This window comes from Enterobacter cloacae complex sp. 394I7, assembly GCF_057320345.1.
Genome location: NZ_JBXWCR010000001.1, coordinates 1,059,413 through 1,080,752 on the forward strand (window position 1 = coordinate 1,059,413; position 21,340 = coordinate 1,080,752).

A 21,340-nucleotide genomic window follows, 5' to 3' on the forward strand; every position below is an offset into this window, starting at 1 on the left:
GGTGAGAAATTACGCCACCCGATTACGGCGAAAAAGATGCTTAACGTGTTTTCATTATTCATAATCTACGAAGAATAATGTGAGCGACGGTCGGGGGAGAAAAAATGGATCGTATTCAGGCAATGCAGATCTTCATGCGGGTAGCGCAGGCCGGAAGCTTTGTCCGCGCAGCCGAAACGCTTTCTCTGCCTTCGTCAACGGTCACCAGCAGCATAAAAAATCTGGAGAGTTACCTCCAGGTGCGCCTGCTTAACAGAACGACAAGGCGGGTGAGCCTCACCGCTGAAGGTGTGCAGTATCTGGCGCAATGCCAGGAAATACTGGCGTTAATCGAGCATGCGGAAACGAGCCTGACGGCGTCAGTCCGGCGCCCGCAGGGACGCTTGCTGGTGGACATGCCGGGCGGGATCGCGGATTTCATCGTGATGCCTCACCTGAAAGATTTTTACCGGCTTTATCCGGATATCTACCTGATGTTGGGCGTCAACGATCGGCAGGTTGATCTGGTGCAGGAGGGGGTGGACTGTGTGATCCGAACGGGGGATCTGAATAGCTCGACTCTTGTTGCCCGTCCTCTGGGCCGGTTTCGCTGGGTGACCTGTGCCTCACCGGACTATCTCAGGAAGTTCGGTACTCCCCGCTCGCCAGACGACTTATCACAGCATCGGGCGATACACTATTTTTCCGATCAGACCCGACGGGCGGATGAGCTACGCTTTGTCCGCGGGACTGAGACCGTCTCCATCCCTGTCCGCGGCGAAGCGGCCGTAAATGCCACCGGGCTTTATATCAACATGTGCCTTGAAGGTTTCGGGCTGGCGCAGCTGGCTGAGCGTATTGTCTCAGCGCATTTGCGGGAGGGAAGGCTGGTTGAGGTTCTGGCTGACTGGCAACCGCCTTCGGTGCCCGTCACGTTGCTTTATCCCCATCAGCGTTTTCTCTCTCCCGCAGTGCGTGCCTTTGCAGACTGGATTGCCGGGCTTATCCCGGACGCCAGCCTGGCACCGTCAGGCGGCGGGCTTGATCCGAAACCAGATCGCATACATCGCAGGCAGGAAGACGAGGGTAATAATGGTTCCCCCTAGCGTTCCGCCAATCAGCGTGTAGGCCAGCGTTCCCCAGAACACGGAGTGCGTCAGGGGAATGAACGCCAGCACGGCGGCCATGGCCGTCAGTAAGACCGGCCTCGCGCGCTGTACGGTCGCCTCAACCACGGCGTGGAACGGATCGAGACCGTCCTTCTGGTTGTGATCGATTTGACCAATGAGTATCAGTGTATTTCGCATCAGGATCCCCGAAAGCGCGATCAGGCCGACGAGGGCATTGATGCCAAACGGCTGATTGAAAAGCAGCAGCGTAGGAACCACACCAATAAGCCCCAGCGGTGCGGTCAGGAATACCATGACCATGGCCGAGAGTGAACGCACCTGCAGAATGATTATCAGCAGCGTCAGGGCAATCATGATGGGGAACAGCGGGGCCATGGCCTGGGTGGCTTTGCCGGATTCCTCAATCGATCCCGCCATTTCGATGCGATAGCCAGGTGGAAGCGAATCAACAATGGGTTGCAGCTGTTTCATGATGGCGGTTGACACATCCGGGGGCTGAAGGTTTTCGGCAATGTCTCCCCGCACGGTAATCGTGGGCGTACGATCGCGGCGGCGCAACAGCGGATCTTCCATTCGGATCTCAATCTCCCCGATTTGTGACAGCGGAACGCGTTGTCCGGCGTTACCCACCAGGGTAAAGCCCTCTATCTTCGCCGGATCAAGACGGATATCACCCGCGGCGCGGCCCGTAACCTGTACCGAGCGAATATCTTCCCGCACGGACGTGATGGGAACGCCCGACAGCAGGAACTGAAGCTGCTGGGCAACGGCGTTCGACGTTAAGCCGGTAGCCTGCAGGCGGTTCTGATCGAGGGTGAAATGCAGGGTCGGTACGCGTGAACCCCAGTCGGTATTGACGGTTCTCATCATCGGACTGGCCTGCAGCACACCTTTAACGTTCTCTGCAATGTCACGCAGTTTATCGACATCCGGACCCATTACACGCCAGGCGACCGGGAAGGGAGAATAAGGCCCGAACACCAGCTGCGTGACCCGCACGCGAGCCTCCGGAGCCAGCCCGCGGGCGACCGCTTCGCGAAGGCGGAACTTAAGCGCTTCGCGTGACTTCTCGCTGTCCGTCATGACGACAACCTTCGCGAAAGAGGGATCGGGCAACTCAGGGGCCATCGCCAGATAAAAACGCGGCGAACCCTGGCCAATGTAGGCGGTGACGATGCTGGCTTCAGGCTGTTTGCGCAGCCACGCTTCGATTTTCGCGGTGGCGGCGCTGGTTTGCTCAATCGATGTGCCATACGGCATCTGCACTTCCACCAGCACCTCGGGGCGGTCGGACGTCGGGAAAAACTGTTTTTTAACCAGCCCCATCCCCAGTACTGCGAGGGTGAAGATGGCCACGACGGACGCGGCGACGATCCATTTTCGGGCGATCACGCGGCTCAGGGTATAACGAAAACGGTTATAGCGCGGGGTGTCATAGATGGCGGCATGACCGCCTTCGACTTTTGCGATGTCCGGCAGAATTTTGACGCCCAGATAAGGGGTGAACACCACCGCCACAAACCACGAAGCTATCAGGGCGAGGCCGACTACCCAGAACATATTGCTGGTGTACTCCCCGGCGGTTGACTGCGCAAAACCATTCGGCATAAACCCGATGGCTGTCACCAGGGTTCCGGCCAGCATTGGCGCGGCGGTATGGCTCCAGGCGTAGGCGGAGGCTTTGATTCTGTCGTAGCCTTCCTCCATTTTTACCACCATCATTTCGATGGCGATAATGGCATCATCAACCAGTAAGCCGAGGGCAAGAATAAGGGAGCCCAGGGTAACGCGGTCGAAGTTTATACCGGAGGCTTCCATCACGACAAAAACGACCGCCAGCGTCAGCGGCACTGCCGCCGCGACAACGATGCCCACGCGCCACCCCATACTGACAAAACACACCACCATCACCACCAGCAGGGCGACGAAGAACTTGATCATGAACTCATCGACCGACGAGCGGATATTCACCGACTGATCGGTGACTTTCGTCAGGGTCATCCCCAGAGGCATATTGGCATTGATGTTTGCCGTTTCAGCATCCAGCGCTTTACCCAGCGCCAGGCCGTTCCAGCCTTCACGCATCACAATACCGAGCAGGAGGGTGGGTTCTTGCTGGTTACGGATCTGCAGGGTCGGAGGGTCCTCATAGCCCCGTTCAACCGTTGCCACGTCGGACAGCCGGAGCGTTTTGCCCTGCGCGATCAGGGGCGTATCGCGGATCTTCTGCAATTTATCGAAAGCGCCGTCGAGGCGGATAAAGATTTGCGCCCCGCGCGTTTCAATCGAGCCCGCCGCGGTTAATGCGTTCTGGCTGTTGAGCGTGGTGAAAATATCCTGCGGCGAGAGTCCGAGGGTCGCCAGACGGTCATGCGAAAAGGAGATGTAAATCCGCTCGGCCTGTTCCCCGATGATGTTCACTTTCTTTACGCCCGGAACGTGCAAAAGCTGCTGGCGCAGGGCTTCGGCGTCACGCACTAACAGACGCTGTGGTTCGCCTTTCGCTTTCAGTGCAAAAAGGGCAAAGGTGACATCGGAAAACTCGTCATTGATCATCGGCCCCATGACGCCCGCCGGAAGGTTTTTGGTTTCATCCCCCAGTTTCTTTCGCGCCTGGTAAAACTCTTCCTGAACCTGAGAAGGCGGGGTTTTGTCCTGCAATGACAACGTGATAAACGCCATACCGGGGCGGGTATACGTTTCCGTACGGTCATACCATTTGAGTTCCTGCAGACGTTTTTCCAGCGGCTCGGCGACCTGATCCTGGATTTCCTGCGCGGTTGCGCCGGGCCAGACGGTGATAACTGTCATTTGCTTAACCGTGAAGGGCGGATCTTCCGCGCGGCCAAGGCCAAAAAACGAGAAAATACCGGCAAGGGTAACCAGAATAATCAAGAACAGCGTGACCGAGCGCTCGCGTACCGCAAGCGCTGACAGGTTGAAACGACCTCCACTCATGGTGTCATCCCCGCCTGAGTGGCATCGCGCTGTTCCGCCAGCCGGACCGCTTCGCCTTCGTGCAGAAGATGGACACCTAACGCAACAATCTTTTCTCCGGGCTGCACGCCGCCGGTTACTCTGGCGATATCATCCCCTACGCTAAGCACCCTGACAGGCTGCCAGACGACTTTTGTCGGCTGAGCGGAAATACGCCAGACGCCAGGCCCTTTCCCCGCATCGTAGAGAGACGCCAGAGGAACCTGCATAACCCGGCTGTCGCCTTTGCCGTGTTCGATGCTCAGCGTCACGGTCGCCCCCAGCGGCGCGTTCGCCAGCGCGCCGTTCAGCACGTATCGGGCCTCAAAGGTACGGGTGGTCGCATCGGCTGAATCAGACAGCAGGCGCAGCTTCGCGCTAACGGGCTGTTTTTCGTTACCGTAGAGCGTTGCCAGGGCTGTACTTCCTACGGCAGGGCGCAGGGTTTCCGGCAACTGGACCAGCGCCTCGCGCTGCCCCGCGCGGGCCAGACGGATCACCGCCTGCCCGGCGCTGACCACCTGTCCAGGCTCGGCAAGCGTCTCCATCACCACGCCGTCTGAATCGGCAAGTAGCACGGCATAACCGGTGGCGTTTTGCGCCACGCCTGCCTGTGCCCGGGCAGCGCTGAGCTCCGCTCTGGCGCTGTCGGCTGCGGCTTTAATCTGGTCGTATTCCGACGCCGACACTGCACCGGATGCCACAAGGCCGCGATAACGCGCCTCATCGCTGGACGCTTTACGTGCGCGCGCCTGGGCAGCATCCACCGCTCGCTGCTGGGCCTGCGCCTGTAATTTCAGATCAACAGGATCCAGACGCATTAAAGGCTGGCCCTGCTTAACGGTTTGACCCGTATCGACAAGACGTTCGAGAATTTTGCCCTGCACCCTGAAGCCTAAATCACTTTGCGTTCTTGCCACCACCACGCCGGTAAAGGCGCGTGACGTCTCGTTCGCAGGGATCACGGACGCAGACCTGACAAGCGGTGGCTGCGTGCGCGGATCGTCACTGGCGTGGTTATCGCCGCATGCCACCAGGGCAAACGGCAGGAGGCATACGGCAAGGCGGGCTGAATGAAGCCTGAGCATGGGAACCCTTATTACATTAACAGGACAGTATCCGCATTCTCATTCTAGTGACCAATAAAGTCAATGGTCACTAATCAGGGGGCCAGGCTTCGCAAAATCAGAGAGGAGAGGACAACCGCCGCGGTCGGGGCGGCTTCAAGGTTGTACTGCAGCTGAACAGGGTTAATGAAAGGGCACATCACCATATAGATCGCCAGTGTAGCTTCGTCCAGAGGGGTTTTTCTCTCGAACTCACCGGCTTTTCTGCCCTCGACAACAATGCTCTCAATCAGCTTCAGCAGACGTTCTGAATACCTTTCGGTTGAAGGCCACTTGTCCCGCGCGGCAACGGCGGCGATGTCGTAGAGTTTACGCTCATGGAAAAACAGTTCACTTCCCGCCTCGGTGAGCGCCCTGAACAGACGACGCAGCTTTTCGCTGGCGGATGGCGCATCAGCGATGGCTGCATTGACCGCCGCCATGATCATATCAAGACGGTTCGCGCAGATGACCTCGCCGATTGCCTGCTTGGAATCAAAAAATTTATAGATATAGGCTTTTGAAAAACCGATGGCTTTGGCAAGTTCGGCGACGGTGGTTTTTTCATAGCCGTAATGGCCGAAATGCTCATACGCAGCTTCGACGATTTGCTCTCGGACCGTGTGATCGAGTGGACCACGTGTGGATGGGGTGTTCATGTCTTTAGTCATTATTTCAGCTTAGCGTGACAGGCTCCGATTGACAACGTGTGACCATTTGGTGATTAGGTCACATGGTTGAGTGGGCAGATGGCACATGCACAGTCGTCTGTGGAACCCGAGGGATAATACTCGTTAGCCCTGAGCCGTTAAGACTGCATCATCAACCAGGTCGGCTAAGTGTATCACTGTTTTTCGCGGGATATTGTCAGTCTTTGCGAGAGGTTGCGCGCGTTTCAGTGCAATTGCGCGGCACTGAAACGTCACGCTTTGACCTGAACGGGATTATGCGTCTGAACGCGCACCCTGACCGGCGGGCTTAGGTCGTAATACTTTTTCAGCAATGATCGCCAGACGTCGGCGGGTGACAAACCGGTGTAACTGGCCCAGCAGCCAGTTACCGCAGCCGGGGATCAGCGTGTTGCGTTGTGTATCCACAGCTCGTAACGCCAGCGCGACCACGTTCTGCGCTGGCATTCTTTTGCCCACTGACGCTTCCTCGGCGTTCACCACCTCAAAAAAGGCGGTATCCGTTGCGCCGGGGCAAAGCGCCAGCACGCGGATGCCGTGAGCGCGGTATTCTCCCCACAGCGCGTTCGAAAAGGAGAGTAAAAATGCCTTTGTTGCCCCATAAATTGCCATATACGGATCCGGTTGCATGGCAGCGGTTGAGGCCACGTTAATCATCACGCCTGAACCTTTACGCAGCATGGCGGGCAGCAGGGCGTGCGCGAGTGCCACGGGGGCGACGCAGTTGACGTTGATCTCTTCACGCTGGCGCGCCAGAGATAGCTTTTCAAATCGCCCGTAGGTGGCAAATCCCGCGCTATTAATCAAAATATCGGGATAAAGCCGTAACGCTTCCAGCCGTTCCACAATGTAGGTAATGGCCTCAGGCAGCGTTAAGTCCTGCACGATAACGGTGAGTGATACGCCGTGCGTTTTGTGAAGCTCAGCCGCAAGCGCCTGCAGCGTTGCCTCGGAGCGGGCAACCAGGATCAACCCCACGCCACGGGCCGCGAGCTGGCGGGCGAACTCCCGTCCGATGCCCGAGGATGCACCGGTAACCAGTGCTGTTTTTCCTGTATAATCAAAAGAATTCATAACATAAATCCCGTTTTCCCTGTCTGTGCGGCACAGGATAAACCGTGTACTCAGGTACACGGTCAAGCGTGATTTTTACAAAGTGAGAACGACGCGATGAGGATCGGCGAGCTGTGTGCCAGAACGGGGTTATCGAAAGAGACGGTGCGGTATTATGAAAGGGCGGGCTTGCTGGAAAAAATTCCGCAGCCAAACGGCAGTAATAACTACAAAGTCTACTCGGCTGTGGATTTACAACGGCTGAAGCTGATCGGGCATGCCAAAATGCTGGGGTTTACCCTGGCTGAAATCGCCGAAGTTCTGGCGGTCTGGGTTGATGACCGCTTTACCGCGGAGGAAAAACAGGCCGCTTTGCGGCGCAAACTGGCGCAACTGGCGGAGAAAGAAGCGGCGCTGAATGAACTTCGGACCCGCTTGACCGATGCCCTTCATAAAGTCGGTCAGCCGTGTGTTGATGTATTTTAAACGGCTGACGCGGGCCGTTTAACGCAACAGGCGGCTTTACGACGTCATCAGCTCACCGCGTTCAGTCTTTTTAAGCCAGTCGATAAAAAACTGGCTAAATGCGGTGACCTGAAGCGGCTGGAGTTTCCGTTGCGGATAGACAAACTGTAGCCCGACATCTTTGCGATCAAACCGGCTAAAGCCGGTGAAGCTTCCGGCAAGCAACACTTTCAGCCTTCCTTTCTCGACATCGTCCTTCACGTCCCACCACGATTTGCCCGCAATGCCAGCCCCGTCGAGGGCCCACTGACGAAGCAGTGCCCCGTCATCACAGACCATGGCAGGCTCTACGCGAACGACGCGCGCTTTCCCCTCAACCTCAAACCGCCATTCATTCATCACCACCCCTTGCGACTCCAGCGCCAGACAGCGGTGGTCCGTCAGCGCGTCACAGGAGGCAGGGATACCCTGGTCGTTAAGATACGCTGCTGATGCGACCAGCACCCGGTGATTGGGACGGATATTTCTGACCACCAGGCTGCTGTCCGGCAGGTTGCCGAAGCGAATGCTCATATCCAGCCGGTTAGCGACCAGATCCTCTACGTGTTCTCTTAAGTAAATGAAAAATTTGATTTCCGGATGCAGGCGGGAAAATGCCATGATGGCGGGGCTGAGATACTGCCTGCCAAAGTCAGAGGGGGCGGAAAGACGAATGTTGCCGCTGAGCACGCCCTCTTTTTGTGCCAGTAACGACTCGGCATGATGCATCTCTTCCAGCACGCGCAGTGCCGCATGGTAAAACTCTTCACCCGCCCGGGTGAGGGAGATAGCCCGCGTGGAACGGTGAAACAGGCGCGTCTGGTAGCGTTCTTCAATCGCTTTGAGGCGGGCGGTCATGGTGGCCGGGGAAAGTGACAGGCGGCGGCCAGCGGCGGAAAGCCCGCCAGCCTCGGCCACTTCAACCAGCAGCGCCATATCTTCGAGTTTACCCATTATTCATATTTTCCGAAAAGTGCATCTGATTTTAGTGTAATTATCAAAATCAGATGCCGCCTGTAAAGTGATTTCATCGTAACCACAAGGGACGTCCAGATGAACCAGACCTCACTTTTTGAACGCTACAGGTTAGGGGATCTCAACCTGAAAAATCGCATCGTCATGGCACCCATGACCCGTGCCCGCGCTCTTCAGCCGGGAAATATTCCCTCGACGCTGATGGCTGAATATTACCGACAGCGGGCCAGCGCGGGCTTAATCATCACCGAAGCCACGCAGATTTCGCCTCAGGGCCAGGGCTATTCATGGACTCCGGGGATCCATACGCCAGAGCAGGTTGCGGGGTGGCAACTCACTACCGGCGCGGTCCATCAGGCGGGAGGGGTGATTTTTTCCCAACTCTGGCACGTGGGGCGGATGTCTCATGCCCGTTTTCACGAAGACGGACTGCCCGTCGCGCCCTCCGCGCTGGCACCCGATGCGAAAGTATGGGTGGTGAATGAACATGGCGAAGGTCAAATGGTTGACTGCCCGACGCCACGCGTGCTGTCGCGAAAAGAGATCGCGCTCGTCGTCGAACAGTACCGACAGGCGGCGCTCAATGCCATTCAGGCCGGATTTGATGGCGTGGAGGTGCACGGCGGAAACGGCTATCTGATTGATCAGTTCCTGAGATCCACGTCAAACATCCGCACGGATGAGTATGGCGGCAGTCTCGTGAACCGGATCCGCTTCGCGCAGGAAGTGCTCGATGCCATTGCGCAGGCCATAGGCGCTGAGCGCACCGGTATCCGGCTTTCGCCGTTTATTACACAGCGGGGAATGAACGATCCGCAGGTCATCGAAGCCATTCTCGCCCTCGGGGCCTGGTGCCAGCAACGAGGCATTGCGTTTATTCACCTGGCGGAAGCCGACTGGGATGATGCGCCACAGGTTCCGGAAAGTTTCCGCAAAAAACTGCGCGAAACATTCCGTGGCACCCTGATCGTGGCAGGAAATTATACTCCCGAAAAGGCGGAAAAAATCCTCGCAGCAGGGTATGCCGATTTGATTGCGTTTGGACGCCCGTTTATTGCCAATCCCGATTTACCACAGCGGCTGGCGCATCACTGGCCGCTGAATGACGTCAGCGATCCCGCCACGCTCTTTGGTGGTACAGCGGTGGGGTATACCGATTACCCCACTTACAACCTGTGTGAGGAAAAATGATGACCCGTAAGACGTTAATTATTGGCGGCGCGTCCGGTATTGGTTTTGCTGTAGCCCGTGCCCTGGCAGCACGCGGCGACGACATTATTCTCGCGGGACGCAATAAAGAGAAACTGAGCGCTGCCCGCGCGCGGCTCTGTCCATCTCCCGCCTCTGTTGAGACCCTCGTCCTCGATATTAGCAATGAAGCAGAGGTGATCGCGTTAAGCGAAACGCTGGGTGAGGTCGACAATATTATTGTCACGGCCGGCTCTCAGGCACCGGGAGGGCCGCTTTCGACCCTCGACCCTGGCGCGGCGAGACTGGCTTTTGATACCAAATTTTGGGGCAGCATGCATGTCGCCAGGTATCTGAGCGGGAATATTTCGCCCCGCGGTACGCTGACGCTGACCAGCGGATTTGTTGCACGCCGCGTGGTAGCCGGTGCCATAGTCAAAACCACCATGAACGCCGCCATCGAGGCGGCAACAAAAGTGCTGGCAAAAGAACTTTCACCGCGTCGCGTAAACGTCATCAGCCCGGGTCTGACCGATACCGAAGCCCACGCCGGGATGGATGCGGCTGCACGGGAAAAAATGCTGACTGTTGCAGCACAAACGTTGCCCGCTAAAGCGTGGGGACGAGCGGAAGACGTTGCTCAGGGCTATCTCTTTGCCATCGATAATGCCTTTGTTACGGGCTCGGTGATTGATATTGAGGGCGGGGCATTAATTAACTGACCCTGCGTTGATCCGAATTTATTCCGGCAGTGAACATGCTGGCGGAAAACGTAATCACAGGTTGTAAGCGTTTATGCAATATTCAACATATGCACGTCCAGCTGTGCTGGCATTAATTCTGGCTGGCGTATCCGGCGTGGCTTATTCGGCCCAGAGCGACCGGGTGAAACCGAATCTTCTAATCGTGGATAACACGCTGTCGCAAACGCAATTAACGGCGAGCGAACATGCGGCCGTTACGTATGCCACGTTCTGGGATACCGGTAAAGAGTCTCTGGCGCGGGAAGCGCTGGCGGTTAATTTTGTGGATAAAACCCCACCGGAAGGCCGTAAACAGGGGCCAGAGGGTGCCATTATGGCCTCGAGGGCATTTCGCACCGCGGTGCCGGATTTACGCTGCGAGGTGGAACAAATGATCGTTACGGGTAATCGTGTCGTGTCCCATTTGCATTTCCACGGTCATTTCAGCGGGACATTTGGCAAAATAAAAGGGCAGGGTCAGAACGTGGATTTTATCGCGACGGATATCTATGAGATCGGCAACGGTAAAATAGTGTCCAACTGGCATATTGAAGATAACCTGACGCTGATGAAACAGTTGGGTGTGATTTAAATAATAGTCTGCCTCTTTTTCGTGGTGTAAAAGATAAGCCCGCCCGGGTAACCGAAAGGTTACCCGGAGCGTATGACCCCCCGTAATGGCGAAGCATGATCCTGACGAAACCTACAGCCCCAGGTCGCTCAGTGAAGGGTGGTCATCAGGACGTCTGCCCAGCGGCCAGTGAAACAGGCGCTCAGACGCTTTTATCGGCATATCGTTGATGCAGGCGAAGCGGCGCTTCATCAGACCATCCGGCTCGAATTCCCAGTTTTCATTACCGTAAGAGCGATACCAGTTGCCAGAATCATCATGCCATTCATAGGCATAGCGCACGGCGATACGGTTTTCCGTAAATGCCCACAGCTCTTTGATCAGACGATAATCCAGCTCTTTTTTCCATTTGCGCTCCAGGAATGCCTGCGCTTCCTGACGGTTGGTGGCAAACTCCGCGCGGTTTCGCCACTGGGTATCCAGCGAATAGGCAAGTGCGATTTTGGCCGGGTCGCGACTGTTCCAGCCATCTTCTGCCAGTCTGACTTTTTCGATGGCACTTTCACGCGTAAAAGGCGGTAAAGGGGGGCGTGTGTTCATTTCGGCTACCTCTGGTTGGTATTGGGTAGACAGGTCTGTCTACTGGTGTTAATCTAGGCCTGAAAAATAACGCTGTCAACCTGTCAATTGAGGCCGTCGATCTGTGAACAGAGTCAACTTGAATAACGATAAAACAATCAGTGTGAGGGAAAAAATATTGCTTACCGCGCACGATCTGTTTTATTCCAGCGGATTTAAAGCAACGGGCGTGGATACCATTATCAAGCAGGCTAAAGTCACGAAAGTGACGTTTTATCGCCATTTTCCGGGAAAAAGTTTACTGATTGTTGCCTATCTCCACTATCGACACGAAATATGGATTGACTGGTTTGAAAGCACGCTGCGTCGACATCTTGCTGCGGGTAAAACCCCGGCCAGTGCATTATCTGACACGCTGTATGAATGGTTTATTTCGCCGTTATTCCATGGGTGCGCCTTTATTAATGCCAGCGCAGAAGCAAAATCTGAAGAAAATGAACGCGAAATAAAAGATATTTGCCGTAATCATAAAACCGAAACAAAGGCAAAAATAGCGTCCCTGACCGGCATAACCGATGAGAAAACCGTTAATGAAATCATGATGCTGATCGACGGCGCGATTATTCATGCGCAAATGGGGATCGCAGCGGATGAGGTCATAAGCTCATTGAAAAAGGGAGTAGAACGGCTGACAGAAAACGCCGCCTGACCCGGGGCACGATTGGCCGTCGACGAAATACGCTTAGCATGGAAGGGCTGGCGCTGAGCCTGGCAGTAAATGCCAGGCTCCTGCCTTTAGTCATCATCTTCTGCCCGTTCCGCCATCGCCAGCGAGCTGGCACTGGCCGGATCAAACAGGGAAATACTCTCGATCTGGTTCAGCATGATCACCTTTCTGAAGTCCATCGCACTTCCGGGTTCTGAATCCAGAGTAATGTCGTGGCGGGCATACCATTTGCTGTAATTATTTTCGATGCAAATTCGCATTGTCTTTTCATCGCGATAGCCGCTTAGCATAGGGATCAGCACGATATTGGCGGTTTTTTCATACTCGAGCGTTGCGGTGTGGATCATGCCGACATAAATCCGTCTCGAGCGCAGCGTCACCTGCGCCAGCTCCCCTTGCTCCATACACTGATACAGCAGTTGTTCGATACCGCTCGACTGCGCGAGACGTTTGTAGAGCTTCTTCCTGCCTTCTCCGTCCAGCCTGGCGCTGCCTGCCCAGTTAGAACGATAAAGACAAAACAGGATGGCGAAGGCCAGCATGACGACAACCGGTGCCTGAATACCTAAAAAGCTCCAGTTCATAAAATCTATTTGCCAGTCGGCATAGGTTTGCGCCGTGAAGTGGAAGGTGTTGTCGGCGGCAGAAAGTGCATAGAGCAACAGCCAGAGCAGCCCCGTGGCGATCACCCCTTGCAGAACGAAGATACAGCCATACAGGGCAACGAGAAAATAGACATCCCAGCCGAAAGATCGCTTGATTTTAAAACGGGTCGACAGGTCACGGCTGGTGTACCAGTACCCACAGACCATCAGCACCATAAAGATAGCCGTTCCCATATCAGGCCCTCTTCAGCGCGTTAACATGACGCAGGAAATCCTGTCGCACCTCGTTGCTCTTGTAGTTTACCGAGGCGTTCCCGTCCTGGTCGATGATGATGCGATCGCCATCCTCCACGGCTTCGATAATTTCCTGCTGGCTCATCACCTGGAGCAATGATTCCGGGCTGGAGAAAAGTGACAGAAAGAAACGTTTCATCTCGGGGTTTCCTCATCCTTATGATTAAAAAGGATAAGTCTGGAAGAAGAAGGGGAAATTCGCCTTAAGGTAAAACTGAAAAGCAAAACGGGAAACAGGTGCGTCAGAAAAGGTTCTGAAAAAAATATCGGCAACACAGGTGTAACTTTTTGAAAAATAATATAAATAAAAAATAGTTTTACACAAACTTGGACAAATAACGTTAATTGTGTAAGTTTTAATTATGCGATTACGCCACGTTGTTTACCGCCAGGATGTGACCCATGAGCACTTTGCCCTCTGTCGTGAGTCGGTTTGTTGAGTACTACACCGCACTGGATAGCCAGCCGCCCTCAGCGCTGGTCGGGCTTTATCATTCGGATGCCACGCTTATCGATCCGTTCGGCGAGCATGACGGGATTTTCGCGCTCCAGCGCTATTTCACCCATCTGCTGGCCAATGTTGAAAATTGCCGTTTTACCATTGATCCTCCGCTGTTTGGTGACCGCCGTTTCGTTGTCACGTGGATTATGCACTGGTCGCATCCGCGCATTGCCGGAGGCGAGCCGCTCGACCTGCCGGGATGTTCGGTGGTGGAGACCGAACATGGGTTGATTACTCGCCAGCGTGACTATTACGACGCCGGAGAGATGATCTACGAACACCTTCCGCTGCTCGGTTGGGCAGTGCGCGGCGTGAAGCGGAGGGTGAACGCATGAGCACGGTTCTGATTACCGGAGCAAGCTCGGGCATCGGCGCCGGGCTGGCGAAATCCTTCGCTGCTGACGGCCACACGGTTATCGCCTGCGGGCGCGATCCGGCGCGTCTGGACGCCCTGCATCAGCACAGCCCCACTATCACGGTTCGCCTGTTCGATATGACAGACAGGGACGCCTGTCGCCAGGCGCTGACGGGCTGCTATGCCGACCTGGTTATTCTCTGCGCCGGTACCTGCGAATACCTTGAGCAGGGCGTGGTGGATGCAGCGCTGGTAGAGCGGGTGATGACAACCAATTTCCTCGGGCCAGTGAACTGTCTGGCCGCGTTACAGCCGCAGCTGGTTTCAGGCAACCGCGTGGTGCTGGTCAGCTCCATGGCGCACTGGCTGACGTTCCCGCGCGCAGAGGCTTACGGCGCGTCCAAAGCGGCGCTGAGCTGGTTTGCCGACAGTCTGCGGCTCGACTGGGAGCCGAAAGGGGTCGCCGTGACGGTGGTATTCCCGGGCTTCGTTGATACGCCGCTGACGCGAAAAAATGACTTTGCCATGCCGGGCAGGGTGAGCGTTGAGGAGGCCGTGCAGGCCATTCGGGCCGGCCTGGCGAAAGGGAAAATGCATATTGCGTTTCCGGTGGGGTTTGGCCTTATCTTGCGGTTGCTCTCAGGGCTTCCCGCATTTCTTCAGCGCGCACTGCTGCGCAGGATGGTGCGTTCATGAAGATTGCCATTATCGGCAGCGGCATCGCCGGGTTGACCTGTGCCTGGCGTCTTGCTGGTCATCACGAGGTGACGCTCTTCGAAGCGGGGGCCACTCCCGGCGGTCATACCGCGACGGTTGACGTGCCGACGCCACAGGGCACTTTCGCCATCGATACCGGTTTTATCGTCTACAACGACCGTACCTACCCACGATTTATGGGCCTGCTGAGCGAGCTGGGTATCAGTGGGCAAAAGACGCAGATGAGCTTTTCGGTGCATAACCCGCAAACCGGGCTGGAGTACAACGGACACACCCTGACCTCGTTATTTGCCCAGCGTCGAAACCTGGTGAACCCGTCGTTCTGGCGGCTGCTCGGGGAGATTGTCCGCTTTAATCGCCTGGCGAAACAGGCGCTGGAGAGCGAGCCAGATCCGCACGCGACGCTGCAGACGTTTCTGGACAGGCACCGCTTTACGCCGTTTTTCGCGCGTCACTACATTCTGCCAATGGGGGCGGCCATCTGGTCATCGTCGTTGCAGGAGATGAAACGTTTTCCGTTGCCGCTCTTTTTGCGTTTCTTTGACAATCACGGCCTGCTGGATGTGACGCATCGTCCGCAGTGGTACGTCGTGCCCGGAGGTTCGCGGGAATACATCCGCGCCATGCTGGATAAACTCGGTGACCGCCTGACGCTGCACCTCAACGCCCCGGTGCTGCGGGTGATTCGTCAGCAGAATGGGGTAACGATCCAGCTCGACAACGCGAGCCACAGCGTTGATCAGGTGATTTTTGCCTGTCACTCCGGGCAGGCGTTGGCGATGCTTGACGCGCCGAGCGCGGCAGAGCAGGACGTACTGGGCGATATCGGCTGGCAGCGTAATGAGGTGGTGCTTCACAGCGATCCGCGCTGGCTACCGGTACGTCAGCGTGCCTGGGCGAGCTGGAACTACCGTCTGAGCCAGCAGGATCAGGCCAGCGCCTGCGTCACCTACAACATGAATATTTTGCAGGGGTTGCCTGCGGGTAGCCCGCTGTTCTGCGTCACCCTTAATCCGGACATCCCCGTGGATGAACGCTTTGTTCTGAAACGCTTTGTCTATGAACACCCGCTGTTTAACCCCAAAAGCTGGCGTGCACAGGCGCGTCGCGGTGAGATTAACGGCCACCAGCGTAGCTGGTTCTGCGGCGCTTACTGGTACAACGGCTTTCATGAAGATGGCGTGCGCAGTGCGCTGGACGTGGTGAATGCGATAGCCGCCGGGGAGGGGAACTGAAATGAACAGCTGCCTCTATCACGGTGTATTACGCCATCGTCGCTTCCGGCCGAAAGCGCACCAGTTCCGCTACAGCGTCTTTATGGCCTGGCTCGATCTCGATGAGCTGGAGACGTTGCCTGCGGTCGGGGTCCGTCGCAATCGTGTTGCCGCCGCCTCGTTCCATGATGCGGATTATCCGCTGGGCACGCCGCTTAAAGAGAATGTCCTCACCAGGCTTGAAAGCCTGACCGGAGAACGGCCGCAGGGGCGGGTTATGCTCCTGACGCAGCTGCGCTACTTCGGATTCCATTTTAATCCGGTCAACTTTTACTACTGCTATGACCGGGCGGAGACGCTGCGCTGGGTGCTGGCGGAAGTTCGCAATACCCCGTGGAATGAGCGTCATTACTACGCGGTGAATGGGCAGGATGCGCGTCCCACAGAAAAAGCGTTTCATGTTTCCCCTTTTAACCCGATGGACATGGTTTACCACTGGCGCTTTAACCCGCCTGACGACTCGTTGCATATGCACATTGAAAACCATCAGGAAGCGAAGGTGTTTGACGCCACGCTGGCGCTACGCCGGGAGCCGCTTACCCGGGCGGCACTGCGGTCGCTGCTGCTGCGCATTCCACTGATGACCCTCAAAACCGTTTTCGCTATTTACTGGCAGGCGCTGCGGCTGTGGCTCAAGCGCGTGCCGCTGTATAACCATCCCGTCAGCAGGAGTGAACGCTCATGACCGATCCCGTCTTTACGCTTGAACCCGATATCCCGCGCAACGTCCGCATCGCGCGCTGGCTGCTGTTTCGTCTCTTAAGCGGTATCCGCGGCGGCTCGCTAACCCTGCGTGAGGGTGCGCAGACGTTCCATTTCGGCGAGACATCCGCTGCGCTGCATGCCAACGTTCAGATCCTGAGCCCGGGCGTGTATTGGCGTGTCTTAACGGGGGGCAGCCTCGCCGCCGCTGAGGCCTGGATGGATGGCGAATGGGAAACCACACAGCTCACACCATTGCTTGAGATCCTGGCGCTTAACGGGCAGGTGCTTGGCCGGCTGGAAAAGGGATTTCGTCTGTTCAGCAGGCCACTTGAACGGCTTCGCCACTGGACGCGGCGAAACTCACGCGCCCAGGCCCGCGAAAATATTGCCGCGCATTACGATCTGGGTAACACCTTCTATGCCCATTTTCTGGACAACGAGTTGCTCTACTCCAGTGCGCTGTTCACCGCAGATGAGCAGGATCTCACGGCGGCTCAACAGGCCAAAATGGCTCGCCTGTGCGATCAGTTGGCGCTGAACGCCAATGATCACCTGCTGGAAATTGGCACCGGCTGGGGCGCGATGGCGGAATATGCCGCCCGTCATTATGGCTGTCGGGTGACCACCACGACGCTGTCGCAGGAGCAGTATCTCTGGGCGAAAGAACGGATTGTCCGCGCCGGGTTGCAGGATCGCGTTGAGGTACTGCTGTGCGATTACCGCGATCTCACCGGAGAGTACGACAAGCTGGTCTCGATAGAGATGATTGAGGCCGTGGGGCAGCGCTATCTGCCAACCTTCTTCCGCACCTGTCAGGCCAGGCTGCGACCGGGAGGTCGTATGGCAATACAGGCCATCACCATTCAGGACCAGCGCTATCGCGACTACAGCAAAAGCGTCGACTTTATCCAGCGCTACATTTTCCCCGGCGGTTTTTTACCAAGCATCACCGCCATGAATGAGCTTATGACGCGCCACACCGATTTCGTGATGCGCAATCTCTTTGATATGGGGCCCGACTATGCCCGCACGCTGGCTCTCTGGCGCCAGCGCTTCGTGCATGCATGGCAGGAGATTGAAAAGCTCGGGTTCGATGAGCGGTTTCGTCGGATGTGGCTGTACTACCTCGGCTACTGCGAAGCCGGGTTTAACGCCCGCACCATCAGCGTGGTGCAACTGACCGCCGAGCGCGTATGAAACATTATTTGCAGGTCTTTCTGCTGGCTATCGCGTTCGATTTTTACTGGGCGCTGGTGGTGCTCTTTCGCGAGCAGGGCCTGATTATCTGGATCGTGCTGGCGGTCGTGGCCTGCCTGCTGTTGCCGTCCGCGTACCGACTTTACGCCATTGCGCTGGCCGCGGCAGGGAGCCTGCTGGATGCGCTCTGGGCGTTGACGGGCCTGATTGCGTTTACGGGTGAGTCACTGATGCCGCTGTGGATGGTGGCACTGTGGCTGATGTTCGCCACCGTCTGGACTCAACTGACGCGCACAACAACATTACCCGGCTGGCTGCTGACCCTGCTGGCAACCGTGGGTGGGCCTGTCGCCTATCTGATTGGCGAACGGCTTGGCGCCATTACTTTTCTGGAGCCGACCTTTATTGTCATCAGTTGGATGGCACCGGGCTGGCTGGTATTGATGCTGTTTTTCCATCTGCTGGTGGGTAGACAAAAATGAGAGCTGCGGCACTGCTTCTCTTACTGATAATCCTGTCCCCCGTGGCTCAGGCTGCCGACTGGCTGACCTGGCGCAAGGTCGGTGACGCCACGCTGACCTGGGGGCCGTTCACCGTCTATACCTCACAGCTTCGCACGCCGGAGGGGCGTTACAGCGGGGAGAACGGAGATCGGGCGCTGATCATCACTTACGCGCGTGAAATCGACCGTGACGACCTGGTTGAGGCAACGCGCGATCAGTGGCAGGCTCAGGGGATCCTCGAGCAGGAACCCCAAAGCGAAGCCTGGCTGCGTATGCTCCAGTCGCTCTGGCCCGATGTTGGGCCGGGCAGCCAGCTGGCGTTTGTGGTCACCGACAGGCAGGGGCAGTTCTGGTACCGCGCTTCGGCGGTGCAGAAAAACTTTATTCCGCTGGGACCACGTCAGTCCGCCGCGTTCAGCACGCGCTTTCTGGCAATCTGGCTCAGTCCCCGCACGCAATATCCCGCGCTGCGTCAGCAGCTGACAGGAGGGCAACAATGAAACGTATACTGGTCATCGCGCTGGCGGTAACGATGCTGCTGGCCGGCTGCAGTACAGAGGTGACGGAATACCGTCAGCAGCAGCCGAAGCTGGATATCTTCCGCTATTTTCAGGGGAAAACCGAAGCGTGGGGCATGGTGCAGGATCGCAGCGGTAAACAGTTGCGCCGGTTTCACGTTGAGATTGCCGGGGACGTTATCGGCGATACGCTGACGCTCAATGAACATTTCGTCTATGACGACGGCGAAAAGCAGCAGCGGGTATGGCATATCCGACGGATGGGGGGCGATCGCTACGAAGGCACGGCAGGGGATATCGAAGGGGTGGCGACCGGGCAGGCGGCGGGAAACGCCTTCAACTGGCATTACAGCATGCAGGTGAAAGCCAATGGTAGCACCTGGCTGCTGCACTTTGACGACTGGATGTACCTGCAGGATGAAACCCATCTGTTCAATAAAACAGAGCTGAAGAAACTGGGCGTCACCGTCGCCACGGTGACGCTGTTCTTTACCCGCAAGGCGTGACGTTACTCGCTCCCGGGCGCCGGTTCGGCGGGGGTTTTGCTGCTGAGGTAGATGAAGATCAGCGCAATGGCCAGGCAGACGATGGCCCCGAGACGGCTCAGCGAAAACGGAATGACCGCGTTACCCAGCCAGCCAAAGCTGTCAATCAACATGCTCATGGTGAGCTGGCCGAAGATCACCGCGACCGTGGCAACGGCGGTACCGATACGTTGTACCGCCAGTACCATTATCACAATGTAGGGCACGCCGAACAGGGCACCGAGCAGCTGCCATTTGGGCACGTCCATCAGGGTAATGGCCTGTTTGGGTTCAAAGAAGAAGATCAGCAGGGCGGTGACCAGCGCACCAACGGAAAACGTCAGAAACGCGCTTTTAAAGACGCCCACGCTGCTTCCCAGCTGTCCGTTGATGGCGGCCTGGATGCTCAGCGTCGCGCCGCCACACACTGCCAACATAATCATAATCAGTGTCATTTTGTTACCCCTGTGCAACCAGAACCAGCGCGGCAATGATGAAAAGCAGCGCGATGATGCGTTTACCGTTAATCTTTCTGGGCGTGGTGCCCAGCAACCCATAGTGGTCAATGATAAGACTCTTAAAGACCTGACCTGCCAGAATGCCAATCATCGTCAGGGCAATGCCGATGGCCGGCGTGGCGAGGGTCAAAATGACGACGTAAACGGGCCCGAGTACGCCGCCGAGCAGTTGCCATGCGGGCTGTGTGAAAAACGACGGGCTGTTACGCGGGCTGAAAAACAGCATCAGCAGAAACGTCAGCGCGGCACCTGTACCGAAAATACTGAACGTGGCCCATAAATCGCCGACTTCCCCACCCAGTGGCCCCAGCAAGCCAGCCTCTACGGAGAGGCCCATGCCGCCGAGAATAACCAGTAAAATTAACATCCATTGCATATTCATTATCTCTACGTTCTGAAGGCGAAACAGACTAGCCCTGAACATCGATGAGAAAAATGCCATAATGCAGGAAACACCTTTGCAGGAAATGCACTAATGGTTGATGCCGGAAATATGAATATCCGCTCGCTGCGGGTTTTTATTGCGGTTTACGAAGCGCAAAACTTTTCTGTGGTTGCCCGGCGGGAGGGGATGTCTGCTTCGCAGGTTTCACGCGTTATCTATCAGCTTGAGGACGCGCTCGGCCAGCAACTTTTCTATCGTAATACCCGGGCGGTGATCCCAACGGAAAGCGGCCACCTTTTTATCCGCTACGCCAGAGCGATGGTGGAAAGCCTGGAGGAGGCGCGTCGGGAACTGGATGAGCGTTCGACGGAGCCTTCCGGCACGCTGCGCATTAATGGCCCGGTGTACTTTGGGCAGCGACACGTTGCCCCTGGCCTGCCTGCACTGGCGGCGCGGTATCCCCGGCTGAATATAGAGCTGACGCTGACCGATGACTTTATCGACCCGCACAAAGATGCCGCCGACGTTATCTTTCGCATCGGCACGCTGACGGATTCAACCTTTCACGCGCGGGTTTTTGGCCAGCAGCGTTACCATCTGGCCGCGTCGCCGGACTATTTGCGAAAACACGGTGTGCCAGACGGGCCGGATGACCTCAGTCGTCACCGGTGCCTGGTCTACCGCGGGTCGTCAGGTCCCAATCGCTGGCTGGTGCGAGGTCAGGGGGACGCCTGGGTGCATTACCCCGTGGTGCCGCTGATGACCTCCAATAATGCGGAGTCGCTGCTCATTGCCGCGCTGGGCGGGATGGGGATCGTGCTGTTTCCGGACTGGCTGATTGGCGACAGACTGCAGAAGGGGGAACTGGTCGCACTCCTCGTGGAATGGGAGTGCGCCATAAATACCGAGCCGCTGAACATTGCGGCGATCTATCCTCACGCCCGTCACCCGCCCCTGAACGTCAGGGCGGTGATTGATCATTACGTGGCGCTTTTCGGCACCCCGCCTTACTGGCAGACGTAG

25 protein-coding genes are annotated in these 21,340 nt (G+C 56.7%); 15 read left to right on the plus strand and 10 right to left on the minus strand.

Annotated features, from left to right (window positions below):
• Positions 1-104 precede the first annotated feature (104 nt).
• Complete coding sequence (locus AC2FAP_RS05185) at positions 105-1,085, plus strand: LysR family transcriptional regulator (protein WP_449541625.1); 981 nt, start codon at positions 105-107, stop codon at positions 1,083-1,085.
• Here AC2FAP_RS05185 and AC2FAP_RS05190 read toward each other — a convergent pair.
• The 4 genes from AC2FAP_RS05190 to AC2FAP_RS05205 all read right to left on the minus strand — a co-directional run bounded on the left by AC2FAP_RS05190 (position 1,008) and on the right by AC2FAP_RS05205 (position 6,954).
• The gene (locus AC2FAP_RS05190) at positions 1,008-4,067 is read right to left on the minus strand and encodes an efflux RND transporter permease subunit (RefSeq protein WP_449541626.1); all 3,060 of its coding nucleotides are present in this window, start codon (positions 4,065-4,067) and stop codon (positions 1,008-1,010) included. The genes AC2FAP_RS05185 and AC2FAP_RS05190 overlap by 78 nt on opposite strands.
• Complete coding sequence (locus AC2FAP_RS05195) at positions 4,064-5,173, minus strand: efflux RND transporter periplasmic adaptor subunit (RefSeq protein WP_126488592.1); 1,110 nt, start codon at positions 5,171-5,173, stop codon at positions 4,064-4,066. The genes AC2FAP_RS05190 and AC2FAP_RS05195 overlap by 4 nt, the downstream gene beginning before the upstream one ends.
• Before the next feature lie 74 nt (positions 5,174-5,247).
• A complete protein-coding gene (locus tag AC2FAP_RS05200; protein ID WP_014169944.1) occupies positions 5,248-5,862 on the minus strand; it encodes a TetR/AcrR family transcriptional regulator in 615 nt (204 codons plus the stop codon).
• Positions 5,863-6,135: 273 nt separating this feature from the next.
• Positions 6,136-6,954 (minus strand): SDR family NAD(P)-dependent oxidoreductase, encoded by an 819-nt coding sequence (locus AC2FAP_RS05205; protein WP_241189599.1) that lies wholly within the window; start codon positions 6,952-6,954, stop codon positions 6,136-6,138.
• A 96-nt stretch (positions 6,955-7,050) separates the two neighbouring features.
• Here AC2FAP_RS05205 and AC2FAP_RS05210 point away from each other — a divergent pair, with 96 nt between their 5' ends.
• Positions 7,051-7,419: a MerR family transcriptional regulator gene (locus AC2FAP_RS05210; RefSeq protein WP_044859799.1), complete on the plus strand. Its 369-nt coding sequence runs from the start codon at positions 7,051-7,053 to the stop codon at positions 7,417-7,419.
• A 36-nt stretch (positions 7,420-7,455) separates the two neighbouring features.
• On the opposite strand, the gene AC2FAP_RS05215 is transcribed toward AC2FAP_RS05210, so the two are convergent.
• Complete coding sequence (locus AC2FAP_RS05215; protein WP_241189600.1) at positions 7,456-8,391, minus strand: LysR family transcriptional regulator; 936 nt, start codon at positions 8,389-8,391, stop codon at positions 7,456-7,458.
• Positions 8,392-8,490: 99 nt separating this feature from the next.
• Here AC2FAP_RS05215 and AC2FAP_RS05220 point away from each other — a divergent pair, with 99 nt between their 5' ends.
• The 3 genes from AC2FAP_RS05220 (at position 8,491) to AC2FAP_RS05230 (ending at position 10,935) form a co-directional block, all read left to right on the plus strand.
• Positions 8,491-9,603: an alkene reductase gene (locus tag AC2FAP_RS05220; RefSeq protein ID WP_479435784.1), complete on the plus strand. Its 1,113-nt coding sequence runs from the start codon at positions 8,491-8,493 to the stop codon at positions 9,601-9,603.
• The gene (locus AC2FAP_RS05225; RefSeq protein ID WP_449541628.1) at positions 9,600-10,322 is read left to right on the plus strand and encodes an SDR family oxidoreductase; all 723 of its coding nucleotides are present in this window, start codon (positions 9,600-9,602) and stop codon (positions 10,320-10,322) included. The genes AC2FAP_RS05220 and AC2FAP_RS05225 overlap by 4 nt, the downstream gene beginning before the upstream one ends.
• 73 nt (positions 10,323-10,395) lie before the next feature.
• The gene (locus AC2FAP_RS05230; RefSeq protein WP_014169950.1) at positions 10,396-10,935 is read left to right on the plus strand and encodes an ester cyclase; all 540 of its coding nucleotides are present in this window, start codon (positions 10,396-10,398) and stop codon (positions 10,933-10,935) included.
• Between the two features lie 111 nt (positions 10,936-11,046).
• Here AC2FAP_RS05230 and AC2FAP_RS05235 read toward each other — a convergent pair whose 3' ends face one another.
• Complete coding sequence (locus AC2FAP_RS05235) at positions 11,047-11,514, minus strand: nuclear transport factor 2 family protein (RefSeq protein WP_014169951.1); 468 nt, start codon at positions 11,512-11,514, stop codon at positions 11,047-11,049.
• A 103-nt stretch (positions 11,515-11,617) separates the two neighbouring features.
• Here AC2FAP_RS05235 and AC2FAP_RS05240 point away from each other — a divergent pair, with 103 nt between their 5' ends.
• Complete coding sequence (locus AC2FAP_RS05240) at positions 11,618-12,202, plus strand: TetR/AcrR family transcriptional regulator (protein WP_163304823.1); 585 nt, start codon at positions 11,618-11,620, stop codon at positions 12,200-12,202.
• Between the two features lie 86 nt (positions 12,203-12,288).
• On the opposite strand, the gene AC2FAP_RS05245 is transcribed toward AC2FAP_RS05240, so the two are convergent.
• Together AC2FAP_RS05245 and AC2FAP_RS05250 are read right to left on the minus strand one after the other, a co-directional pair.
• The gene (locus tag AC2FAP_RS05245; RefSeq protein ID WP_047744605.1) at positions 12,289-13,059 is read right to left on the minus strand and encodes a hypothetical protein; all 771 of its coding nucleotides are present in this window, start codon (positions 13,057-13,059) and stop codon (positions 12,289-12,291) included.
• 1 nt (position 13,060) lies between these two features.
• Entirely contained in the window at positions 13,061-13,258 is a 198-nt protein-coding gene (locus tag AC2FAP_RS05250; protein WP_008502331.1) for a hypothetical protein, read from the minus strand.
• Positions 13,259-13,521: 263 nt separating this feature from the next.
• Between AC2FAP_RS05250 and AC2FAP_RS05255 the strand changes: the two genes are divergently transcribed.
• The 8 genes from AC2FAP_RS05255 to AC2FAP_RS05290 are packed head-to-tail and all read left to right on the plus strand — an operon-like array spanning position 13,522 to position 19,396.
• Positions 13,522-13,956, plus strand: coding sequence for a nuclear transport factor 2 family protein (locus tag AC2FAP_RS05255; protein WP_014169955.1), 435 nt, complete (start codon positions 13,522-13,524; stop codon positions 13,954-13,956).
• The gene (locus tag AC2FAP_RS05260) at positions 13,953-14,672 is read left to right on the plus strand and encodes an SDR family NAD(P)-dependent oxidoreductase (RefSeq protein ID WP_040017413.1); all 720 of its coding nucleotides are present in this window, start codon (positions 13,953-13,955) and stop codon (positions 14,670-14,672) included. Before AC2FAP_RS05255 ends, AC2FAP_RS05260 begins: the two co-directional genes overlap by 4 nt.
• Positions 14,669-15,928 (plus strand): NAD(P)/FAD-dependent oxidoreductase, encoded by a 1,260-nt coding sequence (locus tag AC2FAP_RS05265; protein ID WP_040017414.1) that lies wholly within the window; start codon positions 14,669-14,671, stop codon positions 15,926-15,928. The genes AC2FAP_RS05260 and AC2FAP_RS05265 overlap by 4 nt, the downstream gene beginning before the upstream one ends.
• Before the next feature lies 1 nt (position 15,929).
• Positions 15,930-16,652, plus strand: coding sequence for a DUF1365 domain-containing protein (locus AC2FAP_RS05270; protein ID WP_014169958.1), 723 nt, complete (start codon positions 15,930-15,932; stop codon positions 16,650-16,652).
• Positions 16,649-17,869 carry a class I SAM-dependent methyltransferase gene (locus tag AC2FAP_RS05275; RefSeq protein ID WP_485452847.1) on the plus strand — a complete coding sequence of 407 codons (1,221 nt, stop codon included), beginning with the start codon at positions 16,649-16,651 and terminating at the stop codon, positions 17,867-17,869. Before AC2FAP_RS05270 ends, AC2FAP_RS05275 begins: the two co-directional genes overlap by 4 nt.
• Complete coding sequence (locus AC2FAP_RS05280) at positions 17,866-18,351, plus strand: DUF2878 domain-containing protein (RefSeq protein ID WP_040017417.1); 486 nt, start codon at positions 17,866-17,868, stop codon at positions 18,349-18,351. Before AC2FAP_RS05275 ends, AC2FAP_RS05280 begins: the two co-directional genes overlap by 4 nt.
• Positions 18,348-18,872: a hypothetical protein gene (locus AC2FAP_RS05285; RefSeq protein ID WP_449541630.1), complete on the plus strand. Its 525-nt coding sequence runs from the start codon at positions 18,348-18,350 to the stop codon at positions 18,870-18,872. Before AC2FAP_RS05280 ends, AC2FAP_RS05285 begins: the two co-directional genes overlap by 4 nt.
• Positions 18,869-19,396, plus strand: a complete 528-nt coding sequence (locus AC2FAP_RS05290) for a DUF3833 domain-containing protein (protein ID WP_032681071.1) — start codon at positions 18,869-18,871, stop codon at positions 19,394-19,396. The genes AC2FAP_RS05285 and AC2FAP_RS05290 overlap by 4 nt, the downstream gene beginning before the upstream one ends.
• 2 nt (positions 19,397-19,398) lie before the next feature.
• Here the strand turns inward: AC2FAP_RS05290 and AC2FAP_RS05295 are convergent, their stop codons facing one another.
• Both AC2FAP_RS05295 and AC2FAP_RS05300 read right to left on the minus strand, forming a co-directional pair.
• Complete coding sequence (locus AC2FAP_RS05295) at positions 19,399-19,869, minus strand: DMT family transporter (protein WP_086532546.1); 471 nt, start codon at positions 19,867-19,869, stop codon at positions 19,399-19,401.
• A gap of 4 nt (positions 19,870-19,873) precedes the next feature.
• Positions 19,874-20,308 (minus strand): DMT family transporter, encoded by a 435-nt coding sequence (locus AC2FAP_RS05300; RefSeq protein WP_449541631.1) that lies wholly within the window; start codon positions 20,306-20,308, stop codon positions 19,874-19,876.
• A gap of 99 nt (positions 20,309-20,407) precedes the next feature.
• Here AC2FAP_RS05300 and AC2FAP_RS05305 point away from each other — a divergent pair, with 99 nt between their 5' ends.
• Positions 20,408-21,340 (plus strand): LysR family transcriptional regulator, encoded by a 933-nt coding sequence (locus AC2FAP_RS05305; protein ID WP_449541632.1) that lies wholly within the window; start codon positions 20,408-20,410, stop codon positions 21,338-21,340.